General features: G+C 44.3%; 16 protein-coding genes. 3 read left to right on the forward strand and 13 right to left on the reverse strand.

Annotation, left to right across the window (positions count from 1 at the left end):
* Positions 1-89 precede the first annotated feature (89 nt).
* From ABNK31_RS12200 to ABNK31_RS12230, 7 genes are all read right to left on the reverse strand, one after another.
* The gene (locus ABNK31_RS12200; protein WP_418892782.1) at positions 90-2645 is read right to left on the reverse strand and encodes a hypothetical protein; all 2556 of its coding nucleotides are present in this window, start codon (positions 2643-2645) and stop codon (positions 90-92) included.
* 15 nt (positions 2646-2660) lie between these two features.
* The gene (locus ABNK31_RS12205) at positions 2661-3680 is read right to left on the reverse strand and encodes a FimB/Mfa2 family fimbrial subunit (protein ID WP_418892783.1); all 1020 of its coding nucleotides are present in this window, start codon (positions 3678-3680) and stop codon (positions 2661-2663) included.
* A gap of 117 nt (positions 3681-3797) precedes the next feature.
* Positions 3798-5249, reverse strand: coding sequence for an Mfa1 family fimbria major subunit (locus ABNK31_RS12210; RefSeq protein WP_418892784.1), 1452 nt, complete (start codon positions 5247-5249; stop codon positions 3798-3800).
* 93 nt (positions 5250-5342) lie between these two features.
* Entirely contained in the window at positions 5343-6398 is a 1056-nt protein-coding gene (locus ABNK31_RS12215) for a DUF3868 domain-containing protein (RefSeq protein ID WP_418892785.1), read from the reverse strand.
* A gap of 8 nt (positions 6399-6406) precedes the next feature.
* Complete coding sequence (locus tag ABNK31_RS12220) at positions 6407-6670, reverse strand: DUF3575 domain-containing protein (protein WP_418895403.1); 264 nt, start codon at positions 6668-6670, stop codon at positions 6407-6409.
* The gene (locus ABNK31_RS12225) at positions 6555-7019 is read right to left on the reverse strand and encodes a DUF3575 domain-containing protein (protein WP_418892786.1); all 465 of its coding nucleotides are present in this window, start codon (positions 7017-7019) and stop codon (positions 6555-6557) included. The genes ABNK31_RS12220 and ABNK31_RS12225 overlap by 116 nt, the downstream gene beginning before the upstream one ends.
* 617 nt (positions 7020-7636) lie before the next feature.
* Entirely contained in the window at positions 7637-10309 is a 2673-nt protein-coding gene (locus ABNK31_RS12230; protein ID WP_418892787.1) for a calcium-translocating P-type ATPase, PMCA-type, read from the reverse strand.
* Between the two features lie 458 nt (positions 10310-10767).
* Between ABNK31_RS12230 and ABNK31_RS12235 the strand changes: the two genes are divergently transcribed.
* The gene (locus ABNK31_RS12235; protein ID WP_418892788.1) at positions 10768-12924 is read left to right on the forward strand and encodes an elongation factor G; all 2157 of its coding nucleotides are present in this window, start codon (positions 10768-10770) and stop codon (positions 12922-12924) included.
* 263 nt (positions 12925-13187) lie between these two features.
* Positions 13188-13892, forward strand: coding sequence for a hypothetical protein (locus ABNK31_RS12240; protein WP_418892789.1), 705 nt, complete (start codon positions 13188-13190; stop codon positions 13890-13892).
* Positions 13893-13970: 78 nt separating this feature from the next.
* Here the strand turns inward: ABNK31_RS12240 and ABNK31_RS12245 are convergent, their stop codons facing one another.
* Positions 13971-14423 carry a GatB/YqeY domain-containing protein gene (locus ABNK31_RS12245; RefSeq protein ID WP_418892790.1) on the reverse strand — a complete coding sequence of 151 codons (453 nt, stop codon included), beginning with the start codon at positions 14421-14423 and terminating at the stop codon, positions 13971-13973.
* A 434-nt stretch (positions 14424-14857) separates the two neighbouring features.
* On the opposite strand from ABNK31_RS12245, the gene ABNK31_RS12250 reads away from it, so the two are divergent.
* Positions 14858-16222, forward strand: a complete 1365-nt coding sequence (locus ABNK31_RS12250) for an IS110 family transposase (RefSeq protein WP_418892241.1) — start codon at positions 14858-14860, stop codon at positions 16220-16222.
* A gap of 58 nt (positions 16223-16280) precedes the next feature.
* Here the strand turns inward: ABNK31_RS12250 and ftsZ are convergent, their stop codons facing one another.
* The 5 genes from ftsZ to murG form a co-directional block, all read right to left on the reverse strand.
* Positions 16281-17573, reverse strand: a complete 1293-nt coding sequence (gene ftsZ / locus ABNK31_RS12255) for a cell division protein FtsZ (RefSeq protein WP_418892791.1) — start codon at positions 17571-17573, stop codon at positions 16281-16283.
* Between the two features lie 20 nt (positions 17574-17593).
* Positions 17594-18910: a cell division protein FtsA gene (gene ftsA / locus ABNK31_RS12260; protein ID WP_418892792.1), complete on the reverse strand. Its 1317-nt coding sequence runs from the start codon at positions 18908-18910 to the stop codon at positions 17594-17596.
* A 171-nt stretch (positions 18911-19081) separates the two neighbouring features.
* Positions 19082-19828 carry a cell division protein FtsQ/DivIB gene (locus tag ABNK31_RS12265; protein ID WP_418892793.1) on the reverse strand — a complete coding sequence of 249 codons (747 nt, stop codon included), beginning with the start codon at positions 19826-19828 and terminating at the stop codon, positions 19082-19084.
* Positions 19829-20001: 173 nt separating this feature from the next.
* Positions 20002-21498, reverse strand: a complete 1497-nt coding sequence (gene murC / locus ABNK31_RS12270; protein ID WP_418892794.1) for a UDP-N-acetylmuramate--L-alanine ligase — start codon at positions 21496-21498, stop codon at positions 20002-20004.
* 19 nt (positions 21499-21517) lie between these two features.
* The gene (gene murG / locus ABNK31_RS12275) at positions 21518-22639 is read right to left on the reverse strand and encodes an undecaprenyldiphospho-muramoylpentapeptide beta-N-acetylglucosaminyltransferase (protein ID WP_418892795.1); all 1122 of its coding nucleotides are present in this window, start codon (positions 22637-22639) and stop codon (positions 21518-21520) included.
* Positions 22640-22641: the final 2 nt, after the last annotated feature.

Consider the following 22641-nt stretch of genomic DNA (forward strand, 5'->3'; position numbering starts at 1 on the left):
TGACGTTGCACCTTTTATTATTCAAATCTGCTGCACATATTAAATGATCAATGAACGAACGAACTCTTTGACTCAATACTAAAATCCGATTAATTAGTATTGATTCCGCGATATTCCGCTTCCTCGAAAGCCCAAGCCATGAAATTTCCGAAAATATGGGAATTATAGACCGTCGTCGCATACACGCCGGTTCCATAACCCGTATTGGGAACAGGGTTATATGATTCATCCACTCCAAAGGGATAAGCATTCGTATTGGTGCGGTCACCTTTAATATCCCCCGAATTAGCTAAAAATCCTCCGTCCCCGGCAAACACAAGGTTATATTCCCGATGACGGAACAAAGTTAATTCGGTATAAGAAGTTGTTGCCCCCACCCTGTTGGCATAGGTGTAAGCATATACTTTATCCGCAGGGATACCCGCATACGTTGTAGTAGCGGAGTAATCCTCTCCCCATGCTTTTCCCCGATAATCTCCAAAAGGCCCATGGGTGAGCGGATCGTCGATATCCGCCAATGCATAGGCAGCTCCTCCCTGGTTACGCAATACATAAGTAATACCGGCCCCCGGGAATACAAGGGAGAAGAGATTGAGAGGCGAATCATTTTCAATGAAAGCAAAGACTATTCCTCCGTCTTGAAGATACTGAAATAAAATAGCAGCCCTACCGGCATCTAGAGTATAATTATATCCGATTACCACGATATCCGGCTTTGCATTGATGGCTGTTGTAAGCGTCGAGGTATTCGAACTACTTAGAGCCGTATAGTAAATCTCCTCAACTTTGACAATACTGTTTTCCAGTAGCCCGAAGTTGGCGGCGGCTTCCATCATTCCGCGGGAAGAACCTCCCTCCAGGTAATATCCATGATTATTTACCGTTCCCAAACATAAAATGTTTTTAGCGGAAAAGGCCGGCTGAATACGCGTCTGGCAGGTCGTTTGGTCATAATTATTGGCGGAAATGGTTAAAGCTTTGGGGTTCTGGTTATTTACCGTTCCCGCGCCCTGAAGGGTAACTTGCTGCCGGAGGGCGGTAATCGTCCCCGTGCCACTGAAGGAAATTCCATCTACTGTATTCGTACTCAACTCGTAATCATATCCGAATACCGATTTATCGGCGCTCACGAGGGTCAAGGTAATGGTGTGCCCGGCATTCAACGTGAGATTATCGGTATATACTCCGTTAACCTTTACCGAATTACAGTCGATATAGAAATTTCCCCGGAGGAAATTCTGCACTACTTTTACCCGTATGGTGAACGAACCCGCCTGGATGGAAAAGTACTCTTCCAGGTAAGCCTGCGTATCGTTTATATTGTTAGCCGTAACGTTAATGACCTTATTATTATAATCCAAATCGGCCATAAAATGGGCCTGTGATGTATTTTCCCACTGAATGGCAACATCCTCTGCCGGCAGATTGGTCTCGAAAGTGATGGCGCCCGCGCTCCCGGCGGTGTGGCTAAGGGTAACTTCCCTTCGGTCGATTCCGAAGTAATACTTACCCTCGACATGCATTTCGAGAATGGATTCATCCCATGGAATGACATTCGTGACGATATTCGAAGGAATGGAATTCAATGCATCCTCAGGATTCGTAAAACCGGGTCCGGTTACGTCCTTTACATTCATCCGGTAACGGTGGTTACGGAGAATATCCAGATAGTTAAGAATTTTTCCGTCATTATCATATACGGCGAAATCGATTCGATAGTAGGAAACATCCGTCGTGTTGCCTGCGCCGTAATAACCTCCGATTACGATACACGGAGCATTGTCCATGTCGGTTCCCTTATTGGCTTCCGGAAGATATATTTCGCGAATATAACTATCGGCAGCCGTTGTCAATTCATACACCAGGGGAGCGGTGTCGGCATTAGGCGTTGCGTCCGCCGGAATGGTCGGCGCCGTCACGCTTCCGTTGGAATACACCGCTTTGTCAGGAGCCATATGTCCCTTATCGAGGGTACGGTACACCCTCACACTCTTCAGCTTAAAATTAGCCAATCCCAAAACAGATTCGGAGGTTTCGGGAGTATCTTCGAAATTTAACCCGATATCTACCCGTGCTATGGCGCGAAGTAAACGAATCGTTTGTTCGGGAGTGTTTTCTTTCACCTCGATCGGTTCATCAATTTCGCCCCACATGGGGAAAGGGGTGAAATCATCCGAACTTGCAGCATTCCATTTACCATGATTTTCAAAGATGATTTCCTTCAAGACATCTTCCTTTGTTTTTCCTTCGGATACGGGCATGGGAACCGCAGAATTCGCCACGATGACAATTCGGTATTTCACGGCGTCTTGGCTTCGAACCAGTTTAACGGTCAGATTATTGCCGGTTCGTTCGGTAATGGGGGCGATATAGTCGAAAACTTCCGAATTATCAGCCTCTACTTTAAAAACCATAACGTAAAGTCCGTCGTTTCCTATGGCGCTTTCATGGGCTCCGGAGATAGCCCGGAGAGGGATAGCGTTTACCGGCACCTTTAAGTAAATCTTCATATATCCTTCTGTAACCGTCTTATCCGGATCGGTTCCGGGAAACAGTTCATCATGGGTACATGAAAAAAAATTGCCGGATACTGCCGATAAGAGTAAAAAACACAGGAGCCTTTCTATATATAAATTTATTTTCATCTTAAATTGCAATAATTACATTCCGAGTTCCAAATCATTGATCACCCAACCGTTGATAATTATCGTATTCTGCATCCAAAGGTTCTCCTCCGCGTCCAGAAACAAGGTGATCACATATTCATCCTGCCGGTCTAAATATTCCTGTAAACTCCACGCCTGCTTATGCCCTTCCATTTCCGTAAGCGACAAAAACCAGGGCAGATTCAAACGAATGATTTCTTTGCCGTTTTTCTTACCGGAAATCACAAGCCGGGGATTATGGGATTCTATCAAGCGGGAAGTATTCAGTTCTACCACAGCAGCACGGTCGATTTCTTCCGGAGGCAGTGTTTCGGAAGCGTCGGGCAATACATTGGCGGCATAATAGGGCCGGTAGGTGATGGCTTCATCGGGAAGAATGCCGTAATCATAATTAATGTGTCCATTGCCGGCGTCATCGATAATGCTGAAAACATAGTCCTCCACATCGAGGGCAGTTCCACCCGAATAAGGAAGCAACACAACCCTCAACCTACGGGTTACTTTTTTCAAATCGATCGTAACCGGGTGTATTCCTTCCACATTATTTATATTCACTTCGGTTACGCCTACGAGTAAATTATTCAACTCTTGTTGCTGAATACCGGATTCCCTTTTCAAATAATAACTCAGGTCATCCAGAAAAGATGTTCCAACCGTCAGTCGGGGTATATTGAAATAAGCTTTATCCTCTTTTATGTCGGTACTCTGCGCCCATGCTACAAACCGATAGTTTCCCGCTTTCAAATCGTCTGTTTGCATTTGGAATCCGTCGGAAAGCCGATTTTCTTCACTTACGTGTTTTGCGACCAGCAATCCGTCTTCATCGAATACATACAGGGCCACTTGATCAGCCTGCTGTTCAAAAGCATTGGACGAAAGCATATTGTAACTATAATTAAAACTCACATCGACCCGGCAATCCACAATTTTATCATCAATACACGACGGGATTGCCAATACAACAGCTAAAAATAGTAATACAGGCCGACACGTTATTTTTCGGGTCCGATCCATAGCGAATATTTTTTTGTTTTATCCTTCTTTTTTTAACCGGCAAGAACAAAAAGAAGAGTGGAGCATGAATAACTCCTTGTGGAATGCAAGCTCCACTCTTTCCCGGCAAACAAAAGATCAGAATTTAATATCGATTGTATTAATAATCCACGGATTAACCGTTACGCTTACTTGAATGTACGCTTCTTCCTTATCAATAGGGGGATTACCCGGTTCTCCGGGTTGGCTCGGATCTACCGTACCTCCGCCGGGAACATCCTCTCCCAAGTCGCTAATAGAAGAAATTTTGAGTTTATAAACCGAATTGCGGAACACGCCGTAATAATCCGATCCGTTATATTGATGAGTGGTGTTCGGATCGAGAATAAAATACGTATAGTACATCACTCCGTTCTCATAAACTTGAATTCCAAGGCCGCGCAATTGAGGTATGCTATAGGTGGAGAGATCGACACCTGAAAAATCAGGAAGCGCATTTATTATAGTTAAAGTTGCATAGACTTGCTCCCTATACTTGTAGAAAGTAGGCGCATTAGCCCCGCTTATCTTAGCCTGCACCTTATAAATCACTCCGGTCGTTTCCCCCCGTCCGGATGTAATCTTGTTGGAAGCGCCGTAAAACGACAAGGTCGGACGGTTCTCCGTAGTATAAACAGGCCCTAGACCGTACGTGATTGTCGGACTATCCTTGGTTAAATCCGTCATTGCAGTAACATTTCCGGTACCGGCATCTTTTGTCAATTGGGTATAAGTACTGATGTTATTAAAATACTGATCGGAAACCAACTCCGTACCGCCGGGAAACAGCGGGGTGGATAACACATTGTCATCCGCCAAAGGATTAAGGGCTCCATTGGGATTGGCGCTATTCCATTGTTGAAGCAGATTAAACTGTTTATTTCCGTTCAAAAGTACAAAGCCGGTAATATCTACCGCATCGAGCAAAGATGTCTTGGCCGTAAGGTCGGTAATCACCGGAGCATTGGCGGTATAACCGGTCGGATCCTCGATTTTCGCAGCAACACGATCCACATAAATCGTCGCTTGGGCGGGATTGTTAACCGTGTTGGCGGCCGAAACGGTTGTTTGGACACCGGCATGAACCGTATTCGGATTGTGTTGGTTAACCATAAAAAATTTGCCGCTTTTATATCCGGGGGAGGCCTCTTGAGCCGTAACGCCGGAAATAACTCGATCAATGTTCGTTGTCGCAGCTAAATCGGCCGTAGCGATCGGACAATTCACCAGTGCATACACGTAGTATGTCCCCAGTGATATCTGAAACTTATCCGTTGTCCCCGATGATATACTGGGTGTTGCAACATGCTGGATAACACCGGCGCTATTGGCGAATACCACCGTCACATCATCAATGACGCTTTCCGCCGGAAGTCCGGGTTCGGTAGGAGTTCCGGTCGTTCGAGCGCCCGGAGGGTTACTTACTGTCAGGGTTATATATCCCTGCAACGCTTCGTTGGAATCCGTTTGTTTCAGATCCTCTTTGCTGCATGCCGAAAGGACGAATAATGTCGCTAAGGCTGCCAAAAAAAAGTAATTGCTGATTTTCATAACGTAAAAAATTTTAATGTAATATACCTGTTAATTATATAGTATTAAAAAACTTATATTGTCATACGGTCTTTCATTGATGGAAATGCTCCATTATTCTTTTATCAAATACGTAACCTTGTATTCGGTGCGTCTCAACAGGGGGAAAATATCCTTTTTCAATATCCGGTATACCCGCCCTCCATCAAGTTCCGTCAAGCGTTTTTTTCGCCACTCAGAGTTTTCGTTACGATGAATGATACCGATTATTTCGTCTTTGCGAAAGACATTCTCCTGTTCGACCAATCGGGCAAATCCGTCCCAATCTTCGGCGACATGAGCGATGAGAAGCTGCCCGGGCGATAAATTCAAGTCGAAAAAAACAGAAATATAATCTGCCAGCGCCTGCGCCCTCTCGCGGGACAATTTTTCGTTAAGAGCATAAGATCCATCAAGGGAAGCATAGCCGGTGAGTGCAATCTCAATAATTTGAGCATGATCGATTTTTTCAATTTGACGGATGGATGCGTTTATTTTAGCTAATTCATATTTATTCCTCCCGAAATTAATATCCAGCATCGAACTCCCTACAGGAAAATCGATATATGCCTTACCCGCTTTTTCCACCCGTTTTTCGGACTTCATCTTTACGGCCGCTTCTTCCGGTACCGGAGACACGGCCACCGGTTCATCGGCAATAACCAACGTTCCCAATTCGATAATTTCCCGGGAGAAATCGCCGCATTTCCACACGGTTTGTTCAACATAAAGATTTGCATTCTTCATCCACTCGCGGTAGGATAGCTGTGTATCGAAAGGAGAAACAATATTTCTTTCCTTTCCCGTGTTTATCAGGAAGGGTTTGTCGGCTGCCGTTTTATGCCCGTGCAAGGCTATCCACCGGTCGTAGGTTCGTCGGCGATCCGTTCCGTTGATAACGACAGGTTGGAAGTAATAAAGGCTGTCTCCGTTTTTCAGGAAGGGATTCAGGAAAACGGACTGGCAACTTGCGATGAGGATTGTGTTTACCGAAACGGTATAATCTGCATTTACGTACGGGCCGTTCTTTTCAAGCACATCAAGTTGAATATCGACGGCTTTATGCTGTTGGGCTGTAGCAATACTTCCCAGGGATACAAGCATGAGGAGTATTATATTGATTTTTTTCATAACCGGTATTATTTAATAATATATATTAAAGAAACAGCGAGTTTAGTCGGTCCGAAATAATGCTTGTCGTTGTCGTATAATTCTTTGGTGCATGTATTGCATTGACGGCTATAAGCCGTATAATCGAAATACACATAACCAAGTCCCAGTGTAGCTTCAAGATTCCATCGGGGGGACAGATACCATTGATATCCATAACCGATACCGGCTCCATATAGATTTCCCTGATATCTGGTTGATTCGTTTTTTTTTGGAAGTGAGGAACGGAAAATGGATTCCTCCTGCATTATATCGGGCATAAAGTCCATGGATTCCCAAAAAGTGCCCGTTGAAAGGTTCGCAAAACCAGCACCGAATCTCCGGCTGCACCAACAGATGTTTGAACTTCTTATTTCCCCTGAATGTCCATGGATTATAGTTAACCGAAAAATCCATCGTATATTGTCGTCCCGTCTTAAACTCCAGTCCGAGGTTGAGCGTGGAGGTGAGATCGTACAACAAATTTGTTTTTAGTCCCATACTTGCCGATGGAAATGGCACATTGTCTGTTGTAACGGACTGCTCATCTAAATCGGCAAAACCGAGAAATAAGAATAATAGGATAAATATACAAGTTTTCATAAAGTATATTTGTTGATGTCATGTAAAAAAATTCAGCGGCTTTGGAAAATATGCCACTGGCCCTTAATTCTAAAATGATTCCTTAAAAAGGAACTGAAATAGGATGTCAAAGATCAAAACGGATAGCAGAAAAGTCAATAATATTTACAAACAATTGACTAAAAATTGCTAATATTTCAATATTGCAAAGGAAACGTATCTTTATCTTAAAACCTAATTTTATCTAGTCAACAACAGTTAAAAGGGACATTTCGCCCATATTTAGATACTAAAACAGACATTTTTACGGTTTAAAATGAATGGGAATAATCTCTTTGATTAGTTTGACGGTGTTTTTAATGATAAAAACTGTAAAATCGAGGGCGCCACTGAAAGCGGCACCCTCGATTTTACAAAGAATGAATAATGCGGGGATAACCCCACGTCAAAACTCCGGAACTTCGGATATGGAAGAAGTTTTTCCGAACGGCCACTACAGTTGTTGTGTGGATACTTCTAAATCCTTCGCAACACGCATCCATAAAAGTAAACAGGTAATAATAGTCACCCTGCTTAGAACTAGATGAAGGCACATAAGCCATGCCGTTAATTTTTTGGTCGCCCTCTATTTATCCGAATCAATACTCGTCTTGCGTATGATTAATCTTGAAAAGTTTCACAACTTCAACGACGACAATCGGAACAAGCGATAATCCTATTACATACAACCAATGGGTCGTATCCATCGCCGCCAGCTTAAAGACATCCCTCAATGCGGGAACCAACAGCACAACCAACATGATGGCTGCCGAAGCCAATATAGCCGCGATGAGCGGTTTGTTGCTGAAAATACTGGTTTTAAAAGACGATTGCCGGTTGGAATGCAAGTTCCGCACATGGAATAATTGCGAAAGAGCCAATACGGCAAAAGCCATCGTTTGCCCCAACATATTTCCACCATCGTGATATCCGAGTAAATAAGCAAATAACGAAATCAAACCGATCGTCATTCCCTGATAAAAGATTCGCCACGTCATCCCTTTGGTGAAAAATCCTTTTTGAGGATCACGCGGACGGCGCGTCATGATATCTTTTTCGGCCGGATCCATACTGAGGGCCAATGCCGGAAGACTATCCGTAACGAGATTCACCCATAAAATCATGATCGGCGTGAGCGGATTACCCAAATTAAAAAGTGAAGCGATAAGAATAAGTAAAACTTCCCCCACATTCGCCGAAAGCAGGAACTGAATTACTTTAAGAATATTATCATAAATACGCCGTCCTTCTTCTACAGCCCCCACAATGGTTGCAAAGTTATCGTCGGTAAGAATTACGTCCGAAGCATCCTTCGCGACCTCCGTTCCCACAATGCCCATAGATACGCCGATATCGGCCTGCTTCAAGGCGGGAGCATCGTTCACTCCGTCGCCCGTCATGGCAACGATGTCGCCATGAGACTGCCAGGCTTGCACGATACGCACCTTATGTTCCGGCGCTACACGGGCATAGACCGAATATTCTTCCACATCGCGATAAAGTTCCTCATCGGACATTTCCTGAAGAGTCGTGCCGACAATAGCTTTATCTCCATGTTGATAAATTCCTATTTCGTCGGCAATGGCTACGGCCGTTACCTTATGGTCACCGGTAATCATTACCGGACGAATACCGGCGGTTTTACAGGTTTTCACCGCCTCCAATACTTCAGGACGCGCCGGGTCGATCATTCCGAGGAGTCCGACAAAAACCAAATCACGTTCCACGGTTTCCGAATTAACCGTTTCCGGCATCTCCTTTATATTGCGGTAAGCTGTTGAAAGGACTCTTAAAGCCGATTTAGCCATACGTTCATTTTCCTCGCGAATAGTGGCAATATCTTCCTCTGTTATTTCACGCACCTTGCCATGCATTTGGATATGGGTAGTAACAGCCAGCACTTCATCCAAACCACCCTTTACATTAATGCGATAAGTCCCGTCTTCCATCCGGTTGATGGTCGCCATACGTTTTCTCTCCGAATCGAAAGGCACCTCGTTCGCACGCGGATAGGCCTTTTCCAATTCATTTTTATTCATACCGAGCGCAAGAGCCACATCTACGATAGCCGTTTCGGTAGGATCGCCGGCATTTTGATGTTTTCCATCGGGTAACATCTTCAGATGCGCATCGGTGCACAATACCGAAGCATGAAGCAATAACTTCTCATCCTCATCCAGCTCTTCGGGAAGAGGAGGATTCTTGAAGTCCACCCGGTTACCGCCGGTCCATCCTTCTACTACCGTCATTTTATTCTGTGTGAGCGTTCCGGTTTTGTCCGAACAGATAACCGTCGTACTTCCTAACGTTTCGACAGAAGGCAATGTCCGCACAATCGCATTCAATTTCACCAATCTCTGTACGCCAATGGCCAGCACGATGGTCGAAACGATTTGCAATCCTTCCGGAATAGCAGCAACGGCCAAACTAACAGCCATCATAAACATCTCGAGCCAATCATTTCCGTATAGAATCCCGACGATGAATATCACCGCACAGATAGCCAACGCTACATATCCCAGTATTTTTCCGAGTTGCTCCAACCGTTTGGTCATCGGAGTTTCCGTTTGTTCGGTATTTTGGAGCATATGGGCAATCTTTCCCACCTCCGTTTCCATTCCGGTACCGACCACGACACCTTTGCCCCGGCCGTAAGTGACTATACTGGTCGAGAAGGCCATATTTTCGCGATCGCCGATAGCAATATCGGAACTTTCGAGAGGCGCGGTACTTTTCTCTACAGGAACCGATTCTCCGGTAAGGGCGGACTCCTGAATCTTCAAGTTGTGCGCATTCACCAACCGCATGTCAGCGGGGATAATATCCCCCGTATCCAATACGACCATATCTCCGGGAACAATTTCGGTAGAAACCACTTCGGTGACTTCGCCGTCGCGAAGCACCTTCGAATGCGGCGCACTCATTTTATTTAATGCTTCCAATGATGATTGAGCCTTTCTTTCTTCTACTACACCGATAACGGCATTAATAAGCAGAATAGCAAGAATGATAAAGGTTTCTGTTAATCCTTCACCCTCCAGCACCCCGATGACTCCCGAGATGATAGCGGCTATAAGTAAAATGACCACCATACTGCTCTTAAACTGTTCAAAGAACATGGTTGCCAAAGATTTTTGTTTTGTCGATTCCAATTGATTAGGACCTACTTCCTCCAGTTTTTGCTTCGCTTCGGCGGAGGACAAGCCTGTGTCGGAGGAAACACTGAAACTTTTCAGCGTATCCTCGACAGATTGATTATAAAAATGCTTCATTATTTATCGATCTTTTATTTTGAATGTAAGTGGTTTTTGAATGTTGAAATAATTAAAAAACGGAAGGTTGGCAGTTAACTCCGGGGTCTACTCCGGAAAGCCATAATTGTTTAAATGTCCAGCATGGAGGGAACTTCACTTCCGCGAAAACCCGTTCAAGTATACAATGAATAGCCGTAATAGTATCTGTTATTGGCATCTTTTCTTATTAATTGAAGATAATAAAACAACAAATAAAAACGGAAATTGTTTTAAGTGGAATAAAGAAAGGCAAATACACGACTCCCGTTTTTTATGTTATAGAACATCATCTCAAAATTTTATCCTATCATCTATTTTTTGTAAATTGCGCCGTTCTTTTAAGACATTGCAAACGATTGCGACTTTGCCTATATAAACGATATGCCAAAGTCGTTTTAATTATAGAGAAATATCAATTATAAATAGTTATTCTAATCATGAAAGTGTATAAAACGAATGAAATCAAGAACATTGCCATCATAGGCAATGCCGGATCAGGAAAGACCACTCTTGCGGAAGCGATGCTTTTCGAGAGTGGTCTGATAAAACGACGCGGAACGGTAGACGCGAAGAATACCGTGAGTGACTATTTTCCTGTGGAAAAAGAGTACGGATACTCGGTCTTTTCTACTGTATTTTCATATGAGTGGAAAGATAAAATGATGAATTTCATCGACTGTCCGGGATCCGATGACTTTATAGGAGGAGTCATATCTTCTTTAAATGTTACCGATGCCGCAGTAATGGTTATCAATGCGGCCAATGGAGTTGAGGTAGGCACCATCAATCAATTCCAATACACCGACAAGCTACACAAGCCCGTCGTTATTGTTATCAATCAATTGGATAATGAAAGAGCGGATTATGACAATACTCTTTCTTCCCTGCATGAACAATATGGTAACAAAGTTGTACCGGTACAATATCCCATCGGAGTAGGATTATCTTTCGATGGCATCGTTGATGTACTCAAACAAAAACTCTATAAATGGACTCCGGATGCTACCACTCCCGAAATATTGGACATTCCCGAGAGTGAAAAAGAACGCGCGGAAGAATATTACCGGATATTACTGGAAGCAGCCGCTGAAAACGACGAAGGATTGATGGAAAAATACTTCGATCAGGGAACCCTTACCGAAGAAGAAATGAGAGAAGGCATTCAGAAAGGAATGATCGACCGTAGCCTCTTCCCGCTGTTCTGCACGTCCGGTGAAAAAAACAGGGCGGTACACCGGCTGATGAATTTCCTCTGTCTGGTCGCTCCTTCCCCCGATCAAGTACCGGCTCCCGTAAACACGGACGGCGAAGAAGTGAAACCCGATGCTTCGGGCCCCACGAGCTTGTTCTTTTTCAAAACCACGGTGGAATCTCATATTGGCGAAGTCTCGTACTTTAAAGTGATGTCGGGCACGGTAAAAGAAGGCGATGACCTGACGAATGCCGACAGGCACTCGAAAGAAAGACTGGCGCAAATATATACCGTAGCCGGACAAATCCGCAACAAGGCGGAGGAATTACAGGCCGGCAGCATCGGCGCGGCCGTGAAGCTGAAAGATGTACGCACACACAATACGCTAAACGAAAAAGGCGTGGAGCAGCGATTCGATTTTATCCGTTATCCCGAACCGCGTTATCGCAGGGCCATCAAACCGGTAAACGAAGCCTATGCCGAAAAGCTCAACGAAGCCCTCACGCGAATGAAGGGCGAGGATCCTACGTGGATTGTGGAAATATCGAAAGAACTCAAGCAAACCATCGTTTCGGGACAGGGCGAGTTCCACCTGAGGACCCTGAAATGGCGCCTGGAAAACAACGACAAGATTGATATCGTATTTTCCGAACCCAAGATTCCTTATCGGGAAACGATTACCAAAGCCGCCCGGGCCGATTACCGTCATAAGAAACAATCGGGAGGCGCCGGACAGTTCGGCGAAGTCCATCTCATTGTCGAACCTTATACCGAAGGAATGGCTTTGCAGGATGTATACCGTTTTAACGGACAGGAATTTAAAATACAAAACCGCGACACCCAGGAAATCAAGTTGGACTGGGGCGGAAAATTGGTTTTTGTGAACAGTATTGTCGGAGGCGCTATCGACGCCCGTTTCCTGCCCGCCATCCTCAAAGGCATCATGGCTCGCATGGAACAAGGGCCCCTCACCGGTTCATACGCCCGCGACGTCCGGGTGATTGTCTATGACGGGAAAATGCACCCCGTTGATTCAAACGAAATTTCCTTTCTGCTTGCAGGAAGAAATGCGTTCAGCACCGCCTTCAAAAATGCAGGCCCGAAAATTCTCGAACCGGTATACGATGTTACCGTATCCGTCCCCAGTGACTACATGGGCGATGTAATGAGCGACCTCCAAGGCCGGCGGGCGCTTATTATGGGAATGGAAAGCGAAAAAGGATTCGAAAAGATCAAGGCGAAAGTACCCTTGAAAGAAATGGGCTCTTATTCAACGTCTTTAAGTTCCATTACGGGTGGACGCGCCTCTTTCTCCATGAAGTTCAATAACTATGAGTTGGTTCCCTCTGACGTACAGGAAAAACTCCTCAAAGAGTACGAAGCGACACAAAAAGAAGAATGATCGGGACAAAAATAATGTCATTTACAGAACAAGGCGGCTATTTAAGGTTGCCTTGTTTTTAGTTTTTTAGAGAATGAGAGCGAAGTGGAATGATTACAACAAGTGTGCACCTACATGATTATTGGTTATATAACGAATTAAAAAGACAATTGGCGCCAATTATAAAAAATTGCGAGTAAAGCCAAACTTATTTTTTCATTAAGACAAAAAAAAACTTTATTTTTGTCTCTGTATTCCACATTCAATACACACAACCTAAACAAATGAAAAAAATACTTATTACAAGCCTATTCTTGTTAAGCATGCTGCAACTTTCAGCTCAAGAGCTCGCAGGAGCTTTTAAAGAGGGAAATGACTCGATCTCTTTCGCCGGGAATAAAGTCATTTTCAGCCTTAGCGATTTCAGCGGATTATCCAATATAAAAACAGGAGAAGGCGAATTCGAACAAACCGGTCGTTATTTATTAGTTCATACGAATACGTATTCGGGAGAAAAGAGTTCTTTTGAGCCATCGGATGCGACATTAAAAGATAGCACGGTAATAAAAGTCGTTTCCAATAATCATTATGTACTGCCGGGAATCCTTGTGGAACTTTTAAACAAAAGCCATAAAACAATAGCCGGAAAAGTGAGCGATGAGAACGGTATCGTCTATGTGGAAAAGGACCCGAAAATCGTTCATATAAAAATTTCGGCTTTGGGTTACGATGAAATCGAGTTCCCTTATAATCCGCAACAAGATTATCTTGTTTCAGTAGTGAAAAAAGATATCATTGAAAATCAAACGGTGGCTTTCAAAATCGATAAGCCTGATGAAGAAACATTATCTATCTTATTGCTTTCGGATGAATTCGAAGCAAAAAATAATCTCGAGAAAGCGTTAGAAAAACTCGATAAGCGAGCCGCAAAGAATAACCAACTGCCCAAACAGTTGAAGAAAGTATACATCCCGATATATTACCGTTAAACAACCGATATAAAGAAAAAAGAAGGAATTCCACAATGTGGAGCACCTTCTTTCAAAGAAACTCTTAAATTCTTTATGCTATTCAGCTAGTAACTTCTTTACCGTTTCCGAAATCGCTCTTCCCTCAGCTTTGCCGGCAAGACGTTTGGAGGCAAGCCCCATAACCTTTCCCATATCTTTGGGAGAAGAAGCCCCGGTTTCGGAGATAATTTCCTTTAGCGCCGTTTCCAGTTCCTCGCCGGAAAGTTGCTTCGGAAGGAACTCCTGTATGACTTTCATTTGCGCTATTTCGGGTTCCGCCAAATCATCGCGATTCTGTGAAGCATAAATCTCCGCACTATCCTTGCGTTGTTTCACCATTTTCTGTAAGATGGCCGCAGCCGTTTCGGGCGAAAGTTCATCATGCGCACCTTTTGCCGTTTTGGCTTCCAAAAACTCTTTTTTTATACCCCGCAATGCCTCCAGCCGGACTTTATCCCGAGCCAGCATCGCTTTTTTAATTTCATCATTTACCGTTTCAAACAATCCCATTGTTCTAAAAATTTATTTTCTATTCACAATCAATCTAATCATTTATCCAAATAATGCCCTCGCATAGAAATAATGGATGTGCTTTTTTTATATTCTACTTCCATAGGTCGGAAGTGTCAATAACGACACCCTTATACTGTTAGCCAACTCGTTTCGCGGGTCATATTGTAAAATAATTGTTTTCATTATTGTTTTCTCCAACATTCATTCTTTGCAAAGTTAGGATTTTCTCTGAAAATGAGAAATAATTAATAACTTGCGAAGCCCCATCAAGCAAGTAAACCACAAGTTATCTTGGATACGACTCCAATGCAAAGTACGGTTCCGGTTTGCTTGTAATGAAATACTTGGTTCCAATGAGACCTTATAGAAGATTATCATTGTTTAAAGCATCCGGGCTTGATGAGGCTTTTATTTATTCACAAGTTAAAACTATGGCAAAGAAAGCGAAAAAAATCAAGACAAACAAGGGATTGAAATTGGAAATCGTGAATCCCAATTCGGCGGGTATCGATGTTTCTTCCACCGAAATGCAAGTATGTGTCCCTGAAGAGCGGGATGGAGAAAACAACCGCCGCTTCGGCACGTTTACGCAAGATTTACACCTTATATCGGATTGGCTTAAAGCCTGTGGCATTGAAACCGTCGCCATGGAATCCACGGGGGTGTATTGGGTCCAACTCTACATGATACTGGAATCGGATGGATTCGATGTGTTGCTGGTCAACGCCAAGGCCATCAAAAATATCAGTGAGAAGAAGACCGACCGGGTAGATGCCGAAACCATCATGGTCTTGCATAGTTACGGGCTTCTGAGAGCCAGTTTCCAACCCCAGAACCATGCCCGGCGCATCCGCAATGTATCGCGCCACCGTGACGGGTTGTTGAAAGCTTCTTCGCGGGAAGTGCTCCACATGCAAAAGGCCATGGAATTGATGAACATCAAATTGGGCAATGTCATCAGCGATATTTTGGGAAAATCGGGACAGGAGATTATTCGCGCCATTCTGGCCGGGGAACGCGATGCCCGAAAACTATCGGCTTTGGCCGATCCCCGATGCAAATCTCCCAAAGAAACCATCGCCAAATCCCTGCAGGCCAATTGGGACGAAGACCTGCTGTTCATGCTCAAACAAAGCTATGAACTGTATGTATATTACCAAAACCTGATGAAGGATTGTGACAAGCAGATAGAGGGCATCCTGCAGGAGTATCTCAAAGACGTTAAACCCGAAGAAACTTCCAAGCCGGAGCAAAGGGCGAAAAAAGCAAAAGCTCAAAAGAATGCCGTCACGATAGATATCGAAAAGCACGCGATCCGATTATGGGGTGTCAACGCGATGCGCATACCGGGTGTCAGTGAAGCGGCCCTGTTGCGGTTGGCCGGTGAGCTGGGACACGATTTTACCGATAAGTTTGACTCATACAAACAGTTTTGTTGTTGGTGTAATCTCACACCCAACAACAAAATATCGGGAGGAAAACTCCAGTCCAGCAAAATTCCAAAGCGGAAGAATCCTGTTGGACAAATCCTGCGTTCTTCGGCAAACTCCCTGAAAACAAGTAAAACGCCCTTAGGATATTACTTCCGGCGTATACAGGCAAAAAGCGGTTACTTGCCGGCTATTATCGCTACTGCGAACAAATTGGGAAGAATACTCTATACAATGGTTAAATACAAGGTCGAGTTTGATGACTCTTTTACCCAAACCAGCGAAACCGAGATACTTAGAAGAAAATTGATTAAGACCCAAAGAACCCTCGAAAAACTTCAAAATCAAATCAAAGAATGCGGATGAGATGGTTTGTTATATAGAAGATACGATTTTTGTCAAAGCCACTGTCGTGAAGCACTCCTCAATCGAACAAAGAAGACGATGCGGATGAAGCATCGGCCTGATACGTACGAGGATTAAAATCACGATCGCGTTTAAAGACCGGCGTTTTCTCCAAGGCCTCCAACACTTTATCATCGTCGAGCTCCTCCATTGTCAAGATGAAAGGCTCGAGTCGATAATTCGTTGTCAACAAGGTTTTCACTCCTTCTTTACCATAATATTTCTCTATCAGCTCCTGATTTTGCTGTTGACGTTTCCGGTCTTCATCTTCACGGATTTTACGCTCCAACTCTTCGGCTTTAGATTCCGCCATTCGTTGTTCTTGAATACCCGGAACACTCTTAATGGAGAATCCGGTAGCCAATAAAGTGACCTTCACGTCTTCTTCCAGAGCTTCTTCGACTGCAGCTCCCCAAATAACTTCGATCTCACTGCTAAACTTCGCCATAAAGTCATGCAAGGCATTCATCTCCTCCATCATCAACGGATTTTGTTCTCCAAACGACAGATTAATCAGAATTTTCTTCGCACTAAAGACATCGTTGTTATTCAGCAACGGCGAATGCAAGGCATCTTTGATGGCCTCGTTCACCCGGTCTTTGCCTTTTCCGACACCACGGCTCATGATGGCTACACCGCCGTTTTTCAATGTCGTATTCACATCGGCGAAGTCAAGATTGACATGACCGTGTACCGTAATAATCTCAGCAATGCTTTTGGCAGCGGTAGCCAGCGTGTCGTCGGCTTTAGCAAAAGCATTCAGCATGGTAAGGTCGTGATAAATATCGCGTAAGCGCTCGTTATTAATGACCAAAAGCGCATCGACATTCTGGGCAATAGCCTCGACACCTTTCAACGCCTGCACGATTTTACGCTGTCCTTCGAAAACAAAAGGAATCGTGACAATTCCCACCGTCAGAATACCCATCTCTTTCGCTACACGTGCAACCACCGGCGCCGCACCGGTACCGGTACCACCGCCCATCCCGGCGGTTATAAACACCATCCGCGTACCGTCGTTAAGCAAATTCTGAATTAAGTCGATACTTTCTTCGGCAGCCTGACTGGCCACTTCGGGTTTATTACCGGCGCCCAACCCTCCGGTCGTATGCTCGCCCAGTTGCACCTTCAACGGCACAGGCGACTTCATCAGCGCCTGATTATCGGTATTACACAAAGCGAAGGACACATCGTGTATGCCTTCCTGAAACATGTGGTTTACAGCATTTCCCCCGCCACCGCCTACACCAATCACTTTAATAATGGCTTCGGTGCGACTTTTCAACTGAAAATCTAATATTTCATCATCCATATTATTACGGAATTTTTCGTTTATTCATCATCTTCATCCGAAAACATACTGCTGAATACATCCCCCATTTTGGTAATGAATCCCTTAGACGGTTTCGGTTTCTTTTTCGTTTCTTTTTTGCCATTATGATGGCTTTTCCCCTGATTTTGAAAATGATCCCCATCGGCATCATCGTCATTAGATTGTTCCACGACGATTTCTTCACAATTTTCTTTTGCGAAGAGCAACATGCCTAATGGCTGCGTCAACGCCGGATCGTTGGTAAGTTCAGGAAAATTATTGATAAAGGTCTTTTTAGCGGATGCCTTACGCACGGGCATCTTTAATTTCTCGGAAAGATACTGGTCGAGGTTTTTCAATTGGGAAGCCCCTCCGGAAATGATTACCCCCGCCCCTAATTGTTCTTGAAAACCCGAAAGCCGGATTTGCTCCTTGATATTGGCCGTGATTTCATCCAATCGCATTCGGATGACCTTGTTCAATTCGGTCAGATCGACATCGGATTTATTGGAAGAAAAAGGAGAAGAAAACAACGAACTCTCCTTTTGTTCAAAGGCTTTTCCGAACTTAATCTTCAATTGCTCGGCTTCACTCTCGATAAAATTCAGATCACAAATATCTTTTGTAATGCTTCTTCCACCAAAAGGAATGACTGCCATCCATCGCAAAATGCTTCCTTTATACACCGACAAGGTGGTTGTTCCTCCACCAAAATCGATAAACGCACATCCCAACTCTTTTTCTTCATCGCTGAGAACAATGGCAGCCGACGCCATCGGCCCGACGATATAATCCACAATCTTCACCTGAGCTTTGTTCGACACGCTCTTTTCGATATTCGACAACAAATTCGGACGGCCGACGACCATCTGAAAATGCGCTTCTATTTGCGAACAAGTGACGCCGACCGGATTTTGTTCCGGTTTATCATCGATAAAATATTCAACGTCCGCAATAGCATATTTTTTTTTCATTTCAGGAGTATATTTTTCAGCAGCCTGACGGAGTTGATCGATCACTTGCTCCGTGACGATACCCGATGAAGAAAGTTGCTTTATTTCTCTGAAAGCGACCGTATGCAGCGATTGTCCGGCGAGAGACACATATACCTTCCCTATTTTACGATTGAGTTTATTCTCCAGCATATTTACCAGTTTGCGCACGCGCGCGCCGGTTTCTTCTATATTATAAACCAATCCTCGCCGGATACAATTATTAGAAGGAATCGTTTCACAAGCTAATATGGAAATGACTCCACTGTCATTCTTTCGTCCGACGACTCCCGTAATCTTGGAAGTCCCCAAATCAATAGCTGCTATAAATCCTGATTGTATCATATTATCGTTATTAATTTCAATTCCACTTGGTAGAATATAAGCATATTGAGGTATCGATTGATGACTACCTTTCAATAATTTGGTTATTTAATTGTTTATCAAACGTTCTAACAGCAGTTTTTGTTTTATTTATTAACATCATTTTCATGAAAAAATCCTCTCTTTTTGTTCCTAATCCCCTATTATCTGTTTTTTTGTACAAACCACTTGATTTTCATATTTCAAATTGATTTCTGAATAGCGGTTCCATCCTACGACGTTCAATCCTTTTTCCACAAAAAGGCTAAATTTAGCTAATTTGGCAGGATAATCTTTCAATTCGCCGAGTAAAATCCGAAAATCACCCACTCTCGGGATTAATTCGACCTCTTTGTTTTTATGTACGACAATTTGTTCGATCCAAGCATCCCAATCGGGGTTTTTTAAAAGAAAGGAAGCGAAATCATAAAGTTCGTTTTTTGAGAATTCTTCGTCAATAGCGCCCGTGGCAATCGGCACATAAACGGCAAAATTCGACGAAACCGGCATTATCTCGCGATTATTGTCGATATAATAACTTCCTTTCACATTGGAAATGACACGTAGAAGAGGTTTACGCTGATAAATATTCGCAACGATGACCCCTTTAGGGGTGGTATACACTTCAGCCGATTCAACCAACTTATTGGTTAAAATCGTGTCGCGGATGGCCAGCGTATTAATCTCTCCAAACGTTTTGCCCACCGGATACAACTCGAATTTCTTCATCATTGCAACAATATCGCGGCTCTGAACAAACCGCGTATCGAGACTGTCTTTCACCACCACTTCGAAACCTTCGCAAACAGTGTTCTTGGATGTCTTCTCGACAAACGTCAACGAAAACACCAGGTAACCGACAATCACCAACGTTACTAATATGATAAGAAATTTTTTCATTCGTCTTTATCCCTGCAAAGATACATTATGTTGCTATATGTTCGTTCTAATTTTATATTGAATTTCGTTCTGCGGTTTTACGCTCACCGGACGAAATAGGATTATTCCGAATAGATCCGGTCTTTTTCGCCCCCTCCGCTTCGCGGTACTCGCCTTCGCCAAAGGGGAGATTATCATTCTTTGCCTGATGATAAGTTGCGGCCCTTACGATCCCCTCTGCTTAAAGGAGATGGGGAAGAAACGACCGGAGGGGTTGAGTTTATCGCGAAACGGGTTTGCAAGAGTTCTTCGATCCCGGGCAAAAGCCGGTCGATATCGCCCGCACCCAATGTCACCAACACCTGCAACGGTTTCTCTTTAAGCAAGCCGAGCAACTCTTCTTTCTTACAGAGTATCTTTTGCGGAGAAGTGATGCGATCGAAAATCAATTGGGAAGTCACTCCTTCTATCGGCTCTTCACGTGCCGGATAAATATCGAGCAAAACGACATCATCCAACAATGATAAGCTTTTGGCAAACGCATCGGCAAAATCGCGCGTACGCGAGTAAAGATGCGGCTGAAAAACACCGGTAATCCGCTTGTCGGGATACAACGCCTTGATAGATTGAATGGAGGCTGCCAGTTCTCCCGGATGATGCGCATAATCGTCGATAAAAACGATATCCTTCGTTTTGAGATGAAAATCAAAGCGCCGTTTGGCTCCCCTAAACGTTTCAATAGCGGGACGTATTTCTTCGGGACGAACTCCGCAAAGCAAGGCCGCGGCTATGGCCGCCACCGCGTTTTCGATATTGATCTTGACGGGAACTCCCAATGACAGATCGTTGATTTGCCGGTCGGGCGCGATAAAATCGAATAGAATTGCACCTTCGCCTATACGGATATTATCAGCATGAAAGTCCCCTTCGCGTTCCGAATAAGAAAACAGTTTGACGGACGGATCGGCATGGGAAGAAACAGCGATATCTTTTTTCATGATCAGATAGCCGCCGGGACGAATGAGCGAGGTGAATTTTTCGAAACTTTCCCGATACGCTTCAGGCGTTCCGTAAATATCCAAATGATCGGGTTCCGCCGATGTAACGATAGCCACCCACGGATGCAACCAATGAAAAGACCGGTCATATTCATCCGCCTCGACCACCGTTATGGGGCTGTCGTCGGATAACAACAGATTGTTGTCGTAATTTTTAAGGATTCCGCCCAGAAACGCATTACAATCGACGTGCGACTGACGCAATAGATGGGCAATCATACTCGACACGGTGGTTTTGCCGTGCGTCCCGGCCACACACACCGCATCGCTTGCACGGGTGATCTCGCCCAAGACCTGCGCCCGCTTCATCACCGTAAACCCTTTTTCACGAAAATAGCGTAACTCGCCGTGCGTATCGTGAACCGCCGGCGTATAGACAATCAACGTGTTGTCTTTATGTAAAAAAGCCTCCGGTACCGAGTGTATATTATCTTCGTAATGAATAAAGGCTCCTTCTTTTACCAAGGCTTCCGTAAGGGGGGTCTGTGTACGATCGTAACCTCCCACCCGCTTATTTTTCGAAAGGAAATAACGGGCAAGATTACTCATGCCGATGCCTCCGATACCGATAAAATAATAATGATCATATCGATCGGAAACCGCCTCTGTTTTATTTAATCTATTGTTTTGCATTCAAATCATCATTAATTAGCTAATTAGCTAATCCTTTCAACATTTTCTCCATTTCATCGACAATGCGCTCGGCAGAATCGGGTTGGGCAAAAGAACGGATATTTTTTCTCAACGAAACGAGTTGCTTCTCATCGTATATCAAAGCCAAAGCGTGATCGAAAAGCGCAGAAGGCGCATCCGCGTCATGCACCATTATGGCGGCCTCTTTGCCCACCAATGCCTGTGCATTTTTGGTTTGATGATCTTCCGCCACATTCGGCGAAGGAACTAAAATAACCGCCTTTTCCAATAATGAAAATTCCGAAATAGAACCGGCTCCGGCCCGTGAAATCACCAGGTCGGCTACCGAATAAGCATAATCCATGCGTGAAATAAAATCATACAGACGTACATTTCCGGGAATTTCCCCTTTCACCTGCATCTCCCTCAATTCGTTATAGTAATACTTTCCACATTGCCAAACGACCTGCACCTCCTCGTTCGAAGCCAATTTCGGGAAAGCGGAAATAATGCTTTCATTGAGTGTCCGGGCGCCTAAACTACCTCCGACCATCAAAATCGTTTTCTTTTGCGGATCGAGTTGAAAAAACTCATATCCTTTTTGTTTATTCTCCTTCGACAACACTAAATCCTGGCGGCAAGGATTCCCCGTAATGACGATTTTCTCTTTCGGGAAAAACCGCTCCATCCCTTCGTAAGCGACACAGATTTTATCGGCTTTCTTCGCTAACATTTTGTTGGTGACGCCGGCATAGGAGTTCTGTTCCTGGATGAGCGTAAGAATACCTTTCGAAGCAGCCGCCCTAAGCGTCGGAGCGCTTGCATAGCCCCCCACGCCGATGGCGATATCGGGCTTAAACTCATCGATAATTTTACGTACCAACCGCATACTTCGCAATAGTTTAATAGCGACCGGAATATTCTTCCACACGTTTTTACGGTCCAATCCCGCAACGGGCAATCCGATAATTTTATATCCGGCGACAGGGACGCGATCCATTTCCATGCGCCCTTCGGCGCCGACAAATAAGATATCCGCGTCGTTCCAACGATTTTTAATCGCATTCGCTATCGAGATCGCCGGAAAAATATGTCCTCCGGTACCGCCTCCGCTGATAATCACTTTTACAGGCCTATCCATAT

The organism is Limibacterium fermenti, from assembly GCF_041902845.1.
In the GTDB taxonomy this organism is placed as follows: Bacteria; Bacteroidota; Bacteroidia; order Bacteroidales; family Dysgonomonadaceae; genus Limibacterium; species Limibacterium fermenti.

Bases quoted from the DNA above. Each gene is read 5' to 3' on its own strand.
- ABNK31_RS12265 (WP_418892793.1), bottom strand. From the start codon at position 19,828: ATGAAAAAATTTCTTATCATATTAGTAACGTTGGTGATTGTCGGTTAC.
- ABNK31_RS12205 (WP_418892783.1), bottom strand. From the start codon at position 3,680: ATGGATCGGACCCGAAAAATAACGTGTCGGCCTGTATTACTATTTTTA.
- ABNK31_RS12235 (WP_418892788.1), top strand. From the start codon at position 10,768: ATGAAAGTGTATAAAACGAATGAAATCAAGAACATTGCCATCATAGGC.
- ABNK31_RS12200 (WP_418892782.1), bottom strand. From the start codon at position 2,645: ATGAAAATAAATTTATATATAGAAAGGCTCCTGTGTTTTTTACTCTTA.
- ABNK31_RS12230 (WP_418892787.1), bottom strand. From the start codon at position 10,309: ATGAAGCATTTTTATAATCAATCTGTCGAGGATACGCTGAAAAGTTTC.
- ftsA (WP_418892792.1), bottom strand. From the start codon at position 18,910: ATGATACAATCAGGATTTATAGCAGCTATTGATTTGGGGACTTCCAAG.
- ABNK31_RS12250 (WP_418892241.1), top strand. From the start codon at position 14,858: ATGGCAAAGAAAGCGAAAAAAATCAAGACAAACAAGGGATTGAAATTG.
- ABNK31_RS12210 (WP_418892784.1), bottom strand. From the start codon at position 5,249: ATGAAAATCAGCAATTACTTTTTTTTGGCAGCCTTAGCGACATTATTC.
- ABNK31_RS12215 (WP_418892785.1), bottom strand. From the start codon at position 6,398: ATGAAAAAAATCAATATAATACTCCTCATGCTTGTATCCCTGGGAAGT.
- murG (WP_418892795.1), bottom strand. From the start codon at position 22,639: ATGGATAGGCCTGTAAAAGTGATTATCAGCGGAGGCGGTACCGGAGGA.
- ABNK31_RS12225 (WP_418892786.1), bottom strand. From the start codon at position 7,019: ATGAAAACTTGTATATTTATCCTATTATTCTTATTTCTCGGTTTTGCC.
- ABNK31_RS12245 (WP_418892790.1), bottom strand. From the start codon at position 14,423: ATGGGATTGTTTGAAACGGTAAATGATGAAATTAAAAAAGCGATGCTG.
- murC (WP_418892794.1), bottom strand. From the start codon at position 21,498: ATGCAAAACAATAGATTAAATAAAACAGAGGCGGTTTCCGATCGATAT.
- ftsZ (WP_418892791.1), bottom strand. From the start codon at position 17,573: ATGGATGATGAAATATTAGATTTTCAGTTGAAAAGTCGCACCGAAGCC.
- ABNK31_RS12240 (WP_418892789.1), top strand. From the start codon at position 13,188: ATGAAAAAAATACTTATTACAAGCCTATTCTTGTTAAGCATGCTGCAA.